A 15,267-nucleotide genomic window follows, 5' to 3' on the forward strand; every position below is an offset into this window, starting at 1 on the left:
ACCAAGAGTATTCAAGCAACTACACAGGGTCGCGATATGCCTTACGACCTCGATCTTCTCGACGAGACCGCGTGGCGCGGACTGGTCGACCGCTTCGGGTTCCGCATGTGGGCGGTCGCCCGCGCCTGCGGTCTCGACGCGACCGACGCTGCCGACGCCGTGCAAGCGGCCTGGCTGCGGCTCGTCGAAAAGCTGGACACGATCCGCGACCCCGAGGCCGTCGGCGCCTGGCTGGTGACCACGACCCGCCACGAAGCCGGGCGGATCCGCCGTAAGCGGGCGGGTCATCACCTGACCGGGCTGGTCCCCGACCTCCCGTCCACCGAGGGCGACCCCGTCGCGCGCATGCTCAGCGAGGAGGACGGGCGGCGGCTCTGGGCGGCGATCGACACGCTGCACGAGCCCTGCCGCACGCTGCTGCGCCTGATCGTCACCCTCCCCGAGGTCACCTACGCCCAGCTCGCGCGGCGCATGCAGATGCCCATCGGCAGCATCGGCCCGACGCGCATGCGCTGCCTCAGACGCGTCCGCTCCCTCATGGGCGAGGAGGCCCGATGACCCGACACGAACCCCATCCGGCGAGTGCCGATGATCCGTCACCCGCCGAGATCGACCTTTTCGCCACTCTGGCCGCCAGGGACCAGCCTCGGGTGACTCCGGCCATCGGCGGCCTCCGCATGGCCTCGGGTGGCGACGAGGGGCGGCTTTCGGCCGGTGCCGCCAGAGATGGGCACGTTCCGGCCGTGGGCGACGGTGAGCGCCTCCTGCCACGTCCGGCCGATGACGAATACCTGCTGGCCGCCCTCAGAATCGCGGCGGGGGTGGACCCGGTCCCCGAGCGGGTCGGCACCGACGCGCGCGCCGTGTTCGCGCTGCGCCTGCCCGGAGTCGTCCTGGCCGGCCCCCTGGAGCCCCAGCCGGGTCTCGTGGCGGACGCGCGGCCCCTGGCGGGCGTCCGCTCCGACGGCTGCCCGGCCGACGACGAGCCGCGCCTGCTGCGTTTCGGCGCCGACGGGCTGACGATCGACATGGAGGTCACGGTCCGCGATTCACACCTCGACCTCGCCGGCCAGGTGCACCCCGCCCCCGTCCGGGGCGCCCGCGTCGAGATCAGGACGCCGCACATCAGCAAGATCCGTTTCCCCACCGAGAACGGCCTGTTCGCCACGACGGGCCTCCCCCACGGCTGGCTGAGCGTCGTCTACCACCGGCCGGGCGACCGCCCCGTGGCGACCCGCTGGCACTGCGTCCGCCAGTGACCGGCGATCCGCACCCCGCCGCCTCCGGCAACCCCCCGGCGTCCCGCACCCCCGCCATGCCCGAGTCCTGGACGCCCACCACCCCGCGCCCTCCCGAAGACAGAGAGCCGCAAACCGGACGCCTTGTGGTGGCGGCCGAGGAGGCGGTGTCGCTGTCGGGCGCAGACCCCGGGCGGGCACGGGAGCGTGCGAGCGCCGTGCTGGTCGAGGCGGAGGCGCGGGGGCACGCCGAGGCTGCATCCGTCGCGCATCGCGCGCTGGCGCTCACCGCCCGGGAGTTCGGCGACCTCGAGCTCGCGGCCGAGCACCTGCGCCTGGCCGTCGCCGCGGCACGCGACCTGCCCGAGCGCGCCGCGCAGGCCCGCCTGTCCCTGGTGACCGTCCGCGCCGACCTCGGCGACCCCGAGGGCGGGCTCCGCGTGGCCGACCTGGCCGAACGCCACCTCACCGGCCTCGACCGCCACCGGCTGGGCGTCCAGCGCGCGGTCGCGCTCGTCCGTCTCGGACGGACGGCCGAGGCGGTGGCCCGCTGCGACCGCGCCATCGAAGGGCTCACCGGATCCGGGGACGCCCGCTTCCTGGCCGGGGCCCTGGTGAACCGGGGAATCGCCCACGCCTACCTGGAACACTACGACGAGGCCTCCCGCGACCTGTCGGCATGCCTCGTGATCGCCCGGGACGCGGGGCTGGACCACCTCGCCGTCCTCGCCCAGGCCAACATCCCGTTCGTCGCGGCCAGGCGAGGAGACATCCCGGCCGCCTACGCCGGGTACCAGGCCGCCGAGCGGGAGCTGACCGGCTACCCGGAGCGGCTCGCCGTGATGCGGGCCGACTTCGCCGAGGCCCTGCTGGCCGCCCACCTGCCCGGCGAGGCCCGCGCTCAGCTCGCCCGGGCTGTGCCCGAGCTGGCGATGGCCGGAGCCCGGGGCGCGCTCGCCGAATCCCGGCTGCTCCTCGCCGAACTGGAACTACTCGTGGGCGACCCTCATCAGGCGAAGGCGGGCGCGGAGCTCGCGGCCCGGGAGTTCACCTCGCAGGGACGCGACGCCTGGCTGCCCTTGGCGGAGGAGGTCGTCCTGCGTGCCCGTCTCGCGGAACGTTCCGCCGGGCGACGCCCGACGGGCGAGCGTCCCGGCCAGGTGACGGACGGCCGGCAGGTAACGGGCGAACCCATCGGAAACCCGCTGAACGACCGGGCCGGCGACCGGCGGCTGCTGGACGAGCTGCGCGAGCTGGGGGGACGCCTGGCCTGGGCGGGCTGGACGGGTCAGGCGGCCGCGCTACGGCTCACCGCCGCCGAGCTGGCCCTGACGCTGGGAGACCGCGCCCGTGCCGAGGCCGAGCTTCGGCACGTCATCGCCACCGATCCGGCAGGGCGGACGCACCGCCTCGTCCGCCATCACGCGACCGCCCTGGAACGCGACCTTCATGGCGACCGTCCCGCGGCCATCGCGGCGCTCCGGGCCGGGCTCGCGGAGGTGACGTCCGGCGGCGAGCGCCTCACCGACCCCGGGGTACGCGCGCACGCCGCCCGGGCCGGTGAGCGGCTCGCGGAGTTCGGCCTGTCGCTCGCCCTGGCCGACGGACGCCCCGAAGTGATCCTCGGCTGGGCCGAACACTGCCGCGCCCTCACCCGGAAACCCGCATCGGACGCGAGACCGGAAGACGCCGCGCTGACCGAGACGCTGCGCGAGGCGCTGGAGGGCGCGGCGCTGGTCGAGTTCGTGCGGCACGGTGACCGGCTGGCCGCGGTCGTCGTGACAGCCGATCGCCATGCGCTGCGCGAGCTGGGCTCGTACGCGGCGGCGGCCGAGGCCACCGTTCGCGTCCGGTACGGCCTGCGGCGGGCCGGGCTCCGGGACACTCACGCCCTCAACGAGGTCGCGGCCGAGGCGGAACGCCTGGGCGCGCACCTGCTCGGGCCTCTGGCCGGAGACATCGGGGACAGGCCGCTGGTCATCGTGCCGACCGGCGCGCTGCACACCCTGCCGTGGCCGGTGCTCCCGGCCTGCCATGGCCGGCCGCTGTGCGTGGCCTCCAGCGCCATCGCCTGGCTGACGACGGCCACCCGGCGACCGGGTTCCCGCGGAGCCGAGACCTCACCGCTTCCCGTCCCGGCCGCCGCCTTCGCAGATCCGTCTCAACCCGCGCCCCACGTGACCGCGCCTGAACACCACATGTCCGAGAGCCCGGGGGCGAGGGTCGTCGCCGTGGCGGGGCCGGAACTCCGGTACGCCGACGCGGAGGCGGCGATGGTCGTCCGCGCCCATGCGGCCGGAGCACGTCCGCCCTCAGGCGGCGGGAACGAGTCCGTGCGGGTCAGGGCTGTGCGCGGGGATGTGCTCGGCGCGCTCGAGTACGCGGACGTGCTGCATGTCGCGGCTCACGGCACGTTCCGCGTCCGCAGCCCCCTGCTGTCCAGCATCACCCTGGAGGACGGGCCGCTCATGGCGTACGACCTGCTCCGGCACGAACGGACGCCCCCGCTGGTGATCTTGTCCGCCTGTGACACCGGGATGGCGCACGCGCCGGTCGACGGTGCGCCGCTCGGCCTCGCCGGCGCGTTCCTGGACCAGGGGACCGCCTGCGTGGTCGCCGGTCTCGTGCCCGTCCGGGACGACGAGGCGCTGACGCTCATGACGGCGTTCCACGCGCTGCTGACCTCCGGCCACACCCCCGCCGAGGCACTCGCGACCGCGAGCCGCAAGACGGGCGTCGACGGGTTCGCCTGCTTCGGCTCACTGGGGCATCCGATCTGACACGCGGCTCACCAGGCGCTTCCGGCGAATCGGGCGTCCTACCCCTTGGCGACCGGGCGGGAGGAGTCGGTGATCCAGTTGGACCACGAGCCGACGTAGAGGGCGGCGTGGATGCCCGCGAGTTCCAGGGCCAGGACCTCGTGGGCGGCGGTCACGCCGGAGCCGCAGTACGCGCCCACCGGCACCTCGGGAACCGCCCCGAGCGAGATGAAACGCTCCCTGAGGAACTCGGCGGGGTGGAACCGGCCCGAGGACGGGTCGACGTTCTCGCCGGTGGGCGCGCTGACCGCGCCCGGAATGTGCCCAGCGACCGGGTCGACCGCCTCGACCTCGCCCCGGTAGCGCTCGCCCGCCCGCGCGTCGAGCAGCACGCCTTCCTCGGCGAGAGCCCCCGCACCGGTGGCGTCCAAGATCGGCATGCCGCCGGGCCGGGCCGTGAAGTCGCCGGGCGCGGGCGTGGGCACGTCGGTGGTCACCGGGAAGCCCTCCGCCACCCACCGGCGGTACCCGCCGTCGAGCACGCGGACGTCGGGGTGCCCGTAGTAGCGCAGCACCCACCAGGCGCGGGCCGCGGCGGTGGAGTCGGCGTCGTCGTACACGACCACCGGGACCGAATCCGACACGCCGAGCCGCCGCATCGCGGCCTGGAAGGCTTCGGCGCCGGGCAGCGGGTGCCGGCCGCCGGCCCCAGGCGGCGCGGCGAGATCCTGATCGAGATCGCAGAACACGGCGCCGGGAATGTGCCCCTCCCGGTACGACTCGATGCCGGGCGGGCCGGCGAGCCGCCACCTGACGTCGAGGATGATCCCCTCACCGAGGCCCTCAGGACCGATCAGCGGGCTCGTGGGTGCCTCCGCGTTCCCAGCCATGCGCAACCCCCTATGGTTTCGCGGGCCTCCCGCGGCCGTACCGGCCACGGCGCTCCGCGGACGACTCTCGATGGACGCCCATCAGTCTCGCACTCGGGCGAGAGGCCGGGAGGGCCGGAGCGGCCGTGGCGACCGGCCCGCCCCGGCACGCGGCTTCGCGGAGGAACGCTCCGGCACGCGGCTTCGCAGAAGAGCGCTGTGCCGGCGCGGTGCTCCGGGACCGCGCCGGCACGGACGGCTCAGCCCGCGGTGCGGGCGGTGGCCTCGGACAGGGCCTTGGCGAAGGCCAGAACGTTGCTCACGGCCTCGGGGCCGTCGGCGGCGTCGCTCACCCGCAGGGACAGGTCGTCGGCGGTGATGGCGCCGGTGTAACCGTGGTCGGCTTCGCAGTTCTCGTCTCCGCAGGTGGCGGGTTCCAGGTCGACGTGGGAGATGGCCCCCCAGCCGATCGTGAGCGTGACCTCGCTGGGAGGAACTCCCGGCACGTACGACGCGGGGTCCGGCACCACGCGGGTGACCGCCACGGACTGGACACGGCTGAGGCGCACGGCCTCGGTGGTGGTGGAGGCGTGCGAGGTGGGCATGCCGTCGGCGGGCGGGTGCTCGTCGGTGTGGCACACCAGGAGCCGGGTAGGTGAGAGGATCACCACGGTGACGTGACGGCGGACTTCCATCGCCGGGTCGAACGTGGCCTCGTGGTGGACGACGAACGCCGTCACCTGCTCTTTGCCCAGTGCGGACTCCGCCGCGTCGGCCACGAGATCGGGGTAGTAGCCGCTGCGTTCGATGGCCTCGCGCAGACCAGCGGCCGAGACTCGGGTTTCCCTCATGGGTCCATCCTGCCCTGTCTCGGCGTGGTGTTTCACCTCACAGGCGTCCGCCCTGAGGGCAACCGGGGAAGAGGGGCCATCGACGGCGCAACGCTTATTTCCGGAAATATCCCCCAGCCTCACGTGGCACTCACGCGCTCATACGCCCCGGACCGTCCCGTCGGCCTCTTGGTGCGGGGGCCGGGTCAGCGCAGGCGGCGCGGGCCCCTGTCCGGGCGGGGGCCGACCGCGTCGCGGATGACGGCGCGGGCGCCGAGGACGCTCACGCCGCCCTCGCCGACCAGGACCGGGTCGAGATCCAGCCGCGCCAGCTCGGGCAGCTCGTCCGCCAGGCGACCCACGCGGACCAGCAGGTCCTCCAGCGCCCCGACCGCGACCGGCGGGTACCCGTACCCCCCGAACAGCAGCGGCGCGGCCCGTAGCGACCGCACGAGCCCGGCGGCGTCCTCGGCGGTGAGGGGCGCCATCCGGAACGCATCGTCGCCGAGGAGCCGCGCGGTGATCTCTCCGAGCCCGAACGACACCACGGCCCCGAAGTGCGGGTCGTCCACCACCCGCACCATCGTCCGCACGGCGGGCTGGGGCGCCATCCGCTGGACCGACAGCGTCACCCGCGGCCCCAGCCGGGCCGTCAGGTCGTCGTACGCGCGCCGCACCCCGCCCGGATCCGACAGGCCGAGCCACACCGTCCCCGCGCGGTGGACCACCTCGGGGTCGGCCGAGCGGACGACGACCGGCCAGCCGAGCCGCTCGGCCGCCGCGACCGCCTCCTCGGCGGAGTGGACGGGCTCCGCGGGCCAGACCTCCAGCCCGTACTCGGCGAGCAGGCCCGTGGCGTCGATCTCCCCGGGCCCGCCGCCCGCGAGGACGTCCTCCACCAGCGCCCTGGCGCCCTCGGTGTCGACGTCGTCCAGGGACGGGGTGGCGCCCTGGGGCCGGTCGCGCCAGGCCGCGTACCGGACCACGTGGGCCAGCGCCCGTACGGCCTCCTCGGCGGCGGGATAGGAAGGGATGGACCCCTTGCCCGGATCGCCGCCCTCGCCCGGGACGCGCAGCTCGTCCGGCATGCCCATGCGGCCCTCGAAAGTGGCCAGCACCGGCTTCCCCGTCTCACCGGCCACCCGGACCAGCTCGGCGGCGACCTCGGCCGCGTTGCCCGGGACGGGCGGCATGTAGATCGCGACGACGGCGTCCACCCTGTCGTCCATGGCGGCCAGCGCCTCGCGGTACTCCCCCGCTCCGGCCCCCGCCCCGAGGTTGGCGGGCGGGCACGGCTCCAGGCCCGCCGCCACGCAGGCGTCCACCGCCAGCAGCGCCAGCGCGTCGGAGTTGCTCACCACGCCCACCCTCGGCCCCGCGGGCAGCGGCTGGTAGGCGAGGAGCTGGGCCACGTCGAACAACTGCGCCAGGTCGTCCACGCGGATCACCCCCGCCTGCTCGAACAGGGCGCTGATCGCGACGTCCGGCAGGCGCAGGACGGGCGCGGAGTGCCCCACGGGGACCCCGCGCGTGGTCCCGCCGCTCTTGACCACCACGACGGGCTTCTTCCGCGCCGTGCGCCGGGCGAGACGGGCGAACTTGCGCGGGTTGCCCAGCGACTCCAGGTAGAGCAGGACCACGTCGGTGGCCTCGTCCTCCTGCCAGTACTGCAGCAGGTCGTTGCCGGACACGTCCGCCCGGTTCCCCGCCGACACGAAGGTCGAGATGCCCATGCCGCGCTGGGCCACCCGCTGGAGCAGCGCGGTACCGAGCGCGCCCGACTGGCTGAAGAACCCCACCCGGCCCCTGCCCGGCAGACGGGCCGCCAGAGTGGCGTTGAGGCGCACCCGCGGGTCGGTGTTGGCGATGCCGAGGCAGTTGGGGCCCACCACGCGAAGCCCGTACGAGCGGGCGATGCGCACCAACCGGTCCTGGCGGGTGCGCCCTTCCGCGCCCGTCTCCCCGAAACCGGACGAGACGACGACCAGGCCCTTGACGCCCTTCCGCGCGCATTCCTCGACCACGTCCAGGACGGCGTCCGCGGGAACGGCGACCACGGCGAGATCCACGTCCCCGTCGATCGCCGAGACGCTCTTGTACGCGCGGACGCCCGCCACCGCCCGTACCTCGCGGTGGACGGGGTACACGGGACCGTTGAAGTCGGCGGCCAGCAGGTTGCGCAGAACGGTCTGCCCGACGCCGCCCGCCTCGCGGCCCGCGCCCACCACCACGACCGACGTGGGGCTCAGCAGCCGCTCGATCGACCGGGCCTCGGCGCGGTGCTCGCGGGCCATCGTGACCTCGCGCGAGGTCTCCGTCGCCGCCAGGTCCAAGGTCATGCGCACGACGCCGTCCTCGAACTGGCTCTGGGCGGTGTACCCGGCCTGGCGGAAGAACGCCGTCATGCGCGCGTTGTTCGGCAGCACGTCGGCCACGAAGTGCTTGATGCCGCGCTCCCTGGCCGCCGCGCGCAGGTGCTCCATCAGCACCGACGCCACTCCCCTGCCCTGGTGGGCGTCCTCGACCAGGAACGCCACCTCGGCGCTGTCGGTGTCGCCGGCGTCGTCGGTGTCGTCGGTGTCGTTCATGCGGTCGAACCGGACGACGGCCACCATCTCCGTGCCGAGCGTCGCGATCAGCGCGACCCGGTCGACGTAGTCGACGGTGGTGAACCAGGTCACCTCGCGGTCCGAGAGCCGCGGGTGGGGGCCGAAGAAACGGAAGTAGATCGACTGGTCGGAGAGCCGGGAGTAGAACGCGCGGAGGATGCCCGCGTCCTGCGGGCGGATCGGCCGCAGATGCGCCGTGCCCCCGTCCGCCAGGACGACGTCGGCCTCCCAGTGGGCGGGGTAAGGAGGTTCCACAGACCTGAGCGTAAGGGCGCTCGTGTCTGGTTTGTTGGGCAACGCTTGTGCATCGACTATGTCCGGGTGTCCGCTGTATGCCCCACGCCCCCGCTTGAAGCTGTTAGGTTTTCTGTCAGCAGCCTCCTGTAGTGCCAACAAGGTGGTGACATCATGACGCGGGTTGTCGTGGTGGGCGATCTGATGACCGATGCGGTCGCACGTGCCCGCTACCCTCTCGCCAGGGCGAGCGACACTCCTGCCGTCGTCACCATGCACGGTGGCGGCTCTGGGGCCAACGTCGCATCCTGGCTGGCCGTCGAGGGCGCGGAGGTGGCCTTCGTCGGCCGCAGAGGCGCCGACATCACCGGCCGCAACCGCGACATGGAGCTCATGGGCTACGGCGTGGACGCCCGGCTCGTCATGGATCCCGAGCGCCCCACCGGCACCTGCGTCGTGCTGGTCACGCACAAGGGCGAGCGCACGCTGCTGTCCGACCCCGGCGCCAACGCCGCCCTGTCTCCCGAGGACCTTCCGCGCGACCTGTTCCATCAGGGCGGCCACCTCCACATCTCCGGGTACACGCTGCTGAACGAGGGCTCGCGCGAGGCCGGCCTCGCCGCGCTCGACCACGCGCGCCGGGCGGGCATGTCGATCTCCGTGGACTGCGCATCCGCCGCGCCGCTGGAGCGCACCGGCGCCGAGCCGTTCCTGGAGTGGACCCACAGCGCCAAGCTGTTGTTCGCCAACGAGGCCCAGGCCAAGGTGCTCACCGGCCGTGACGACCCCGCCTCCGCCGCCAAGGTGCTCACGGCATGGTTCCCCCAGGTCGTGATCAAGCTCGGGGCCGAAGGCTCGCTGTGGTACACCAACAACCGCGCCGAGCCCGTCCGGGCGCCCGCCGAGCACATCGAGCGCGTGGTCGACGGCACCGGTGCCGGGGACGCGTTCGCCGCGGGCTTCCTCCAGCCGTGGCTCGAGGGCAAGCAGCCCGCCGACGCCCTCGCCGCCGGCAACGCCCTCGCCGCCCGCGCCATAGCCAACCTCGGCGCCCGCCCCCGCCTCTAACTCCCTCCCCCGCTGCCACCTCCGGTTCGGACGGCGCGGTTCAGCAGGGCCATGAGCTGCCGCAGTTCGCTGTCGGTCAGCACCGCCAGCGGGGTCTTCTCCAGCGCCGTCCGGACCAGCTCGTCGCGGACCCGGCGGCCCTTGGCGGTCAGGACCAGGACGCGGGAGCGGCGGTCGGCCGGGTCCACGGCGCGCTCCACCAGGCCCCGGTCGGCGAGCTGGTTGGTGATGAAGGTCAGGTTCGGGGCGTTGCAGTACAAGCGCTCGGTCATCACCTTCATCGAGGGTGGCGGCTCGGCCGGGTCGATGGCCCACAGCGCCTGGAACGTCGCCGATGTCAGTTGGTGCCCGGCCAGCGCCTGCACGATCAGGGCGTTGGTCCGCATCCAGATGTCGTGGGTCGCGGCGACCACCGCGATGAGCTCGGGCGTGGCCATGCCGCCATTCTATCGACGTTTCAAGTATCGAAGGATCATGCTACGTTGATGCTTCGAGATTCGAAACAATGGTGGACAGCTGGTCGGTGGACCTCAGCTTGTGACGGCCAGGGCGAGGGGGAGCACGGCAGGGGCGCCGGAGCGGCGGAGGAGGGCCGTGGCCATGGTCATGGTCCAGCCGGTGTCGATGCGGTCGTCGACCAGCAGGACCGGACCGGCGGACAGCCGGGCCCGCGCCGCCGGTAAGAGGCCCCGGGCGTCGGACGGGTCATCGTCCGCGACCGCCAGGGTGTGTTCGAGGGCGCGGACGCGCTGGGCGCTGTTGTGCTGGCGGCCGGGCGGGCCGGCGGTGTAGGTGAGAGAGCCCAGGTAGTCGAGCCTGCCGACGGCGGCCAGCCGTTCGCCCAGGCTGGTGATCAAGATCGGGCGGGCGACCGAGGGAAGGGTGACCACCGACACCGGGCGTCGCGCCCACGCCCAGGCGGACAGCACCTTGACCACGGCGTCGAAGACCTCGCCGGGCACGGGCCCGTCGGGGGCGCCCTCCGCCAGCAGCCGTCTCAGCATGGTGCCCCAGCCGATGTCGGTGAGCCGCCCGAGCGCACGCCCGGGCTCTGCGGCGATCTCGGGGCGGACGCGCCCGGACAGGCCGAGCTCCTTCAGCCCGACGGGCCACTGCCGCCGGGGCTCGACGTCCACCCCGGGACGTTGAAGCCGCTCGCGCGCCCGGCCCACGGCCTCGGCAGGGATGTCCGCCGAGGGGTGCGCCCCCGTGCAGTTGTCGCAGCGCCCGCAGGGCCGGGCCGTCTCGTCGTCGAGATGGCGCCGCAGGAACTCCTCGCGGCACCGGTCGGTGGCGATGTAGTCGAGCATGGCGCGCTGCTCGGCGGCGCGCTCGGCCGCGACCCGGGCGTACCTGCCCTCGTCGTACCGCCACGGGCGGCCGGTGGAGCGCCAGCCGCCCTTGACCCGCTCGACCGCGCCGTCGACGTCGAGGACCTTGAGCATCGTCTCCAGCCGGGCACGGCCGAGGTCGACGCGCGTCTCCAGCGCGGCCGTGGACATCGTGCCCTCTTCGGCCAGGACGCGGAGCGTCGTCCACACCACGGACTCGGGGGGAAACGCCAGCGACGCGAAGTACGCCCAGATGTCGCGGTCTTCGGGGCCGGGAAGCAGGATGACCTCGGCACGCTCGACGCCGCGGCCCGCCCGGCCGATCTGCTGGTAGTACGCCACCGGAGACGCGGGGGCGCCGAGGTGGATCACGAAGCCGAGATCGGGCTTGTCGAAGCCCATGCCCAGCGCGGAGGTCGCGACCAGCGCCTTCAGCCGGTTGTCGAGCAGGGCCTGCTCGGCGGCGAGGCGGTCGGCCTGCTCGGTCTGGCCCGAATAGGCGGCCACCTCGTGGCCCTGGTCGCGCAGGTACGCCGCGACCTCCTGCGCGGCGGCGACGGTGAGCGTGTAGACGATGCCGGAGCCGGGCAGGTCGCGCAGCGCCTCGGCGAGCCAGGCCAGCCTGCGCTCGGCGGTCGGATGGCGGACGACGGCGAGACGCAGGCTGTCGCGTTCGAGCGGCCCCCGCAACACGAGCGTGTCACCGAAACCGCTCCGCGGGACGTCGCCGCCGGACGCCGATGGCCGGTCGCCGCCCGACGTCCCCGGATCGCCGCCCGGTCTCCCCGCTCGGTCGGCGTCCGGCGACTGCCCGAGCCCCGCCGCGGGAGAGGGGACGTGGCCGAGTTGCTCGGCGATGTCGTGGGTGACGCGGGCGTTGGCCGTCGCCGTGGTGGCGAGGACGGGCACGCCGGGCGGCAGGCCGGCGAGCAGGCTGCGCAGCCTGCGGTAGTCAGGCCGGAAGTCGTGGCCCCAGTCGGAGATGCAGTGGGCCTCGTCGACGACCACCAGCCCGGCGCTCGCCGCCAGCTTGGGCAGGACCAGGTCGCGGAAGTCGGGGTTGTTGAGTCGCTCCGGGCTGACCAGCAGGACGTCGACCTCGCCGCGCTCGACCTCGGCGTGGATGAGATGCCACTCGTCCGCATTGGCGGAGTTGATCGTGGCGGCGTGCACCCCGGCACGGGCCGCGGCGGCGATCTGGTTGCGCATCAGCGCGAGCAGCGGCGAGACGATGACCGTGGGGCCCGCGCCCCGCGCCCGCAGGAGGGCGGTGGCGATGAAGTACACCGCCGACTTGCCCCAGCCGGTGCGCTGCACGACCAGGGCGCGCCGCCGCTCGACGACCAGCGCCCGGATGGCCGACCACTGGTCGTCGCGCAGCCGGGCCCCGTCACCGGCGAGGGACCGCAGCCGCTGTTCCGCCTCGGCCCGCAGGCCGCTCTCGTCACGCATGGCTCCTTGGTATCAGGTCCGGGCGACGGTTCGCGGACGCCGGCGCCCGGCTGTGGATAACTTCCGCCCGTCCACAGCCGGGCCGCCCCGCCAGGACAGGCGCCACAGCGGGCGCGCGTGACCGTAAGGGCGTAAAAGGTCTTCGAGTCGCGGAGCACCTTGAACCTTCGGCACAATGTTCGATATGGCCCGACGCACCACCACACCCCCGCTGGAAGACGACTTCGAGGAGCGCATCGTCGACATCGACGTGTCGACCGAGATGCGCACGAGCTTCCTTGAGTACGCCTATTCGGTGATCTACCAGCGCGCGCTCCCCGACGCGCGCGACGGTCTGAAGCCGGTCCAGCGCCGCATCCTGTACTCGATGAGCGAGATGGGCCTGCGGCCCGACCGCGGGCATGTGAAGTCCTCGCGCGTCGTCGGTGACGTGATGGGCAAGCTCCACCCGCACGGCGACACCGCGATCTACGACGCGCTGGTGCGCATGGCGCAGCCGTTCTCGATGCGGCTGCCGCTGGTGGACGGCCACGGGAACTTCGGCTCCCCCGACGACCTGCCCGCCGCGATGCGGTACACCGAGGCGCGGCTGGCGCCGACGGCCATGCTGATGGTGCAGTCCATCGACGAGGAGACCGTCGACTTCAAGCCGAACTACGACGGTCAGGAGACCGAGCCGACGGTCCTGCCGAGCGCCTTCCCCAACCTGCTGGTGAACGGCGCCGCGGGCATCGCGGTCGGCATGGCGACCAACATGGCGCCGCACAACCTCGTCGAGGTCATCGCGGCCGCGCGGCACCTGATCAAGAACCCGGACGCCTCGCTGGACGAGCTCATGCGGTTCGTGCCCGGCCCCGACCTCCCCACCGGCGGCTCGATCATCGGCCTCTCGGGCGTGCGGGACGCCTACGAGACCGGGCGCGGCACGTTCCGCATGCGCGCGAGGGCCACGATCGAGCAGGTCACCCCCCGCCGCAAGGGCATCGTGGTCACCGAGCTGCCCTTCAACGTGGGCCCCGAGCGCGTGATCACCAAGATCAAGGAGCTCGTGACCGCCAAGAGGCTGTCCGGCATCTCCGACCTGAAGGACCTCACCGACCGGCACAAGGGCCTGCGCCTGGTCATCGAGGTCAAGAACGGCTTCCACCCCGAGGCCGTGCTGGCCGAGCTGTACCGCCTGACCCCGATGGAGGAGACCTTCGGGATCAACAACGTGGCGCTGGTCGACGGCCAGCCCCGCACGCTCGGCCTGCGCGAGCTGCTCCAGGTCTACGTCGACCACCGCGTCGACGTCGTGCGCCGCCGCTCCGCCTACCGCCGCCGCAAGCGCGAGGAACGGCTCCACCTGGTCGACGGCCTGATCGTCGCGCTGCTCAACATCGACGAGGTCATCGAGGTCATCCGCTCCTCGGAGGACTCCGCCGAAGCGCGCACCCGCCTGATGCAGGTCTTCGAGCTGTCGGAGACCCAGGCCGTCTACATCCTCGACACGCCGCTGCGCCGTCTGACCAAGTACGACAAGCTGGAGCTCGAACGCGAGCGCCAGACGCTGAACGACGAGATCGCCGAGCTCACCGCCATCCTCTCGTCGGAGGACAAACTGCGCCGGGTCGTGTCCGGCGAGCTCGCCGACGTCGCCAAGACCTACGGCACGCCGCGCCGCACGGTCCTGCTGGAGGACGGCGCCGCGGTGACGGCCGGGGCCATCCCGCTGGAGGTCGCCGACGACCCGTGCCTGGTGCTGCTGTCCTCGACGGGCCTGCTCGCCCGCACGGGCGACGCCTCGCCGCTCGGCTCGGGCGACGAGCGCTCGGCGCACGACGTTCTGGTGGCGGTGGTGCGGTCGACGGTGCGGGGCGAGGTCGGCGTGGTGACCTCCGCCGGGCGGGTGATCCGGGTCTCGGTCCTCGATCTGCCCACGCTGCCGCCCACCGCGAACCCGCCGTCCCTGTCGGGCGGCCACCCGGTCAGCGAGTACGTGACGCTGAACGCCGGCGAGGTCGTCGTGGGCCTCGGCTCGCTCGATCCGGAGGGGCTCGGCCTCGCGCTCGGCACCGCCCAGGGCGCCGTCAAACGGGTCGTGCCCGAGTATCCGGTGAACCGCGACGACTTCGAGGTCATCGGCCTGAAACCCGGCGACAGCGTGGTCGGGGCCGTCGAGCTGACCTCCGAAGACCACGACCTGGTGTTCATCTCCTCGGACGCACAGGTCCTGCGCTACCCCGCCTCCTCGGTGCGGCCCCAGGGGCGTCCCGCCGGCGGCATGGCCGGCATCCGGCTGAACGACGGCGCCAAGGTCATCTGGTTCGGCGCGGTCGACCCGGCCGTCGAGTCCCGGGTCGTGACGATCGCCGGCTCGGCCACCGCCCTGCCGGGCACCGAGGTCGGCGGCGGCAAGGTGTCCGACTACGCCGACTTCCCGCCCAAGGGCCGGGCCACCGGAGGCGTCCGCGCGCAGCGCTTCCTCAAGGGCGAAGACCTGCTGGTGCTCGCGTGGGCCGGCCCCGCGCCGGTCAAGGCCGTGACCTCCACGGGCAAACCGATCACGCTGCCGGCCGAGCTCGGACGCCGTGACGGCTCGGGCGTTCACGTGACCTCCGACATCGCCGCGCTCGGCGGGGCGCTCGGCGGCGGCGCGATCGAGGCCGCCGCCCCGCCCGAGGTCCCGGACGAGGAGTAGCGAGGGGCCACGTCCGAGAGGGCCACGTCGCGAGGGGCCTTGCCGAGCGGCGTCACGCCCTCGCGGGCCCGCGCCGATCACGGGACCCCGCGACGCTCAGAGGTCCCCGTCGGCCTGGGATCGCCGAGCGTCAGGGATCCCGGACGATCAAGGGTCGCGGCCGGTCAGAGGCCGCGGCCGGTCCGACGCCACGACGG

General features: G+C 73.5%; 10 protein-coding genes. 5 read left to right on the forward strand and 5 right to left on the reverse strand.

The genetic code is table 11. The features are described from left to right. Nucleotides 1-36: 36 nt before the first annotated feature. The 3 genes from AB0H21_RS03635 to AB0H21_RS03645 are packed head-to-tail and all read left to right on the forward strand — an operon-like array spanning nt 37 to nt 4,018. Entirely contained in the window at nt 37-558 is a 522-nt protein-coding gene (locus tag AB0H21_RS03635; protein ID WP_358511054.1) for a sigma-70 family RNA polymerase sigma factor, read from the forward strand. Further along, nucleotides 555-1,259, forward strand: a complete 705-nt coding sequence (locus AB0H21_RS03640) for a hypothetical protein (RefSeq protein WP_358511056.1) — start codon at nt 555-557, stop codon at nt 1,257-1,259. Before AB0H21_RS03635 ends, AB0H21_RS03640 begins: the two co-directional genes overlap by 4 nt. Then, nucleotides 1,256-4,018 carry a CHAT domain-containing protein gene (locus AB0H21_RS03645; protein WP_358511059.1) on the forward strand — a complete coding sequence of 921 codons (2,763 nt, stop codon included), beginning with the start codon at nt 1,256-1,258 and terminating at the stop codon, nt 4,016-4,018. Before AB0H21_RS03640 ends, AB0H21_RS03645 begins: the two co-directional genes overlap by 4 nt. Before the next feature lie 38 nt (nt 4,019-4,056). Here the strand turns inward: AB0H21_RS03645 and AB0H21_RS03650 are convergent, their stop codons facing one another. The 3 genes from AB0H21_RS03650 to AB0H21_RS03660 form a co-directional block, all read right to left on the reverse strand. Beyond that, the gene (locus tag AB0H21_RS03650; RefSeq protein ID WP_358511062.1) at nt 4,057-4,887 is read right to left on the reverse strand and encodes a sulfurtransferase; all 831 of its coding nucleotides are present in this window, start codon (nt 4,885-4,887) and stop codon (nt 4,057-4,059) included. 239 nt (nt 4,888-5,126) lie between these two features. Then, nucleotides 5,127-5,717, reverse strand: coding sequence for a DUF5998 family protein (locus AB0H21_RS03655; RefSeq protein ID WP_358511065.1), 591 nt, complete (start codon nt 5,715-5,717; stop codon nt 5,127-5,129). A 185-nt stretch (nt 5,718-5,902) separates the two neighbouring features. Continuing rightward, entirely contained in the window at nt 5,903-8,560 is a 2,658-nt protein-coding gene (locus AB0H21_RS03660; RefSeq protein ID WP_358511067.1) for a GNAT family N-acetyltransferase, read from the reverse strand. 153 nt (nt 8,561-8,713) lie between these two features. Here AB0H21_RS03660 and AB0H21_RS03665 point away from each other — a divergent pair, with 153 nt between their 5' ends. After that, entirely contained in the window at nt 8,714-9,607 is an 894-nt protein-coding gene (locus AB0H21_RS03665; protein ID WP_358511070.1) for a sugar kinase, read from the forward strand. Here the strand turns inward: AB0H21_RS03665 and AB0H21_RS03670 are convergent. Further along, nucleotides 9,604-10,044, reverse strand: coding sequence for a MarR family winged helix-turn-helix transcriptional regulator (locus AB0H21_RS03670; protein WP_358511073.1), 441 nt, complete (start codon nt 10,042-10,044; stop codon nt 9,604-9,606). The genes AB0H21_RS03665 and AB0H21_RS03670 overlap by 4 nt on opposite strands. A 93-nt stretch (nt 10,045-10,137) precedes the next feature. Further along, the gene (locus tag AB0H21_RS03675) at nt 10,138-12,390 is read right to left on the reverse strand and encodes a DEAD/DEAH box helicase (RefSeq protein ID WP_358511076.1); all 2,253 of its coding nucleotides are present in this window, start codon (nt 12,388-12,390) and stop codon (nt 10,138-10,140) included. A 184-nt stretch (nt 12,391-12,574) separates the two neighbouring features. Here AB0H21_RS03675 and AB0H21_RS03680 point away from each other — a divergent pair, with 184 nt between their 5' ends. Beyond that, nucleotides 12,575-15,070 (forward strand): DNA topoisomerase IV subunit A, encoded by a 2,496-nt coding sequence (locus AB0H21_RS03680; protein ID WP_358511077.1) that lies wholly within the window; start codon nt 12,575-12,577, stop codon nt 15,068-15,070. The last annotated feature ends 197 nt before the right edge of the window (nt 15,071-15,267 follow it).

It is taken from the genome of Sphaerisporangium sp. NPDC051011 (assembly GCF_040653595.1).
In the GTDB taxonomy this organism is placed as follows: Bacteria; Actinomycetota; Actinomycetes; order Streptosporangiales; family Streptosporangiaceae; genus Sphaerisporangium.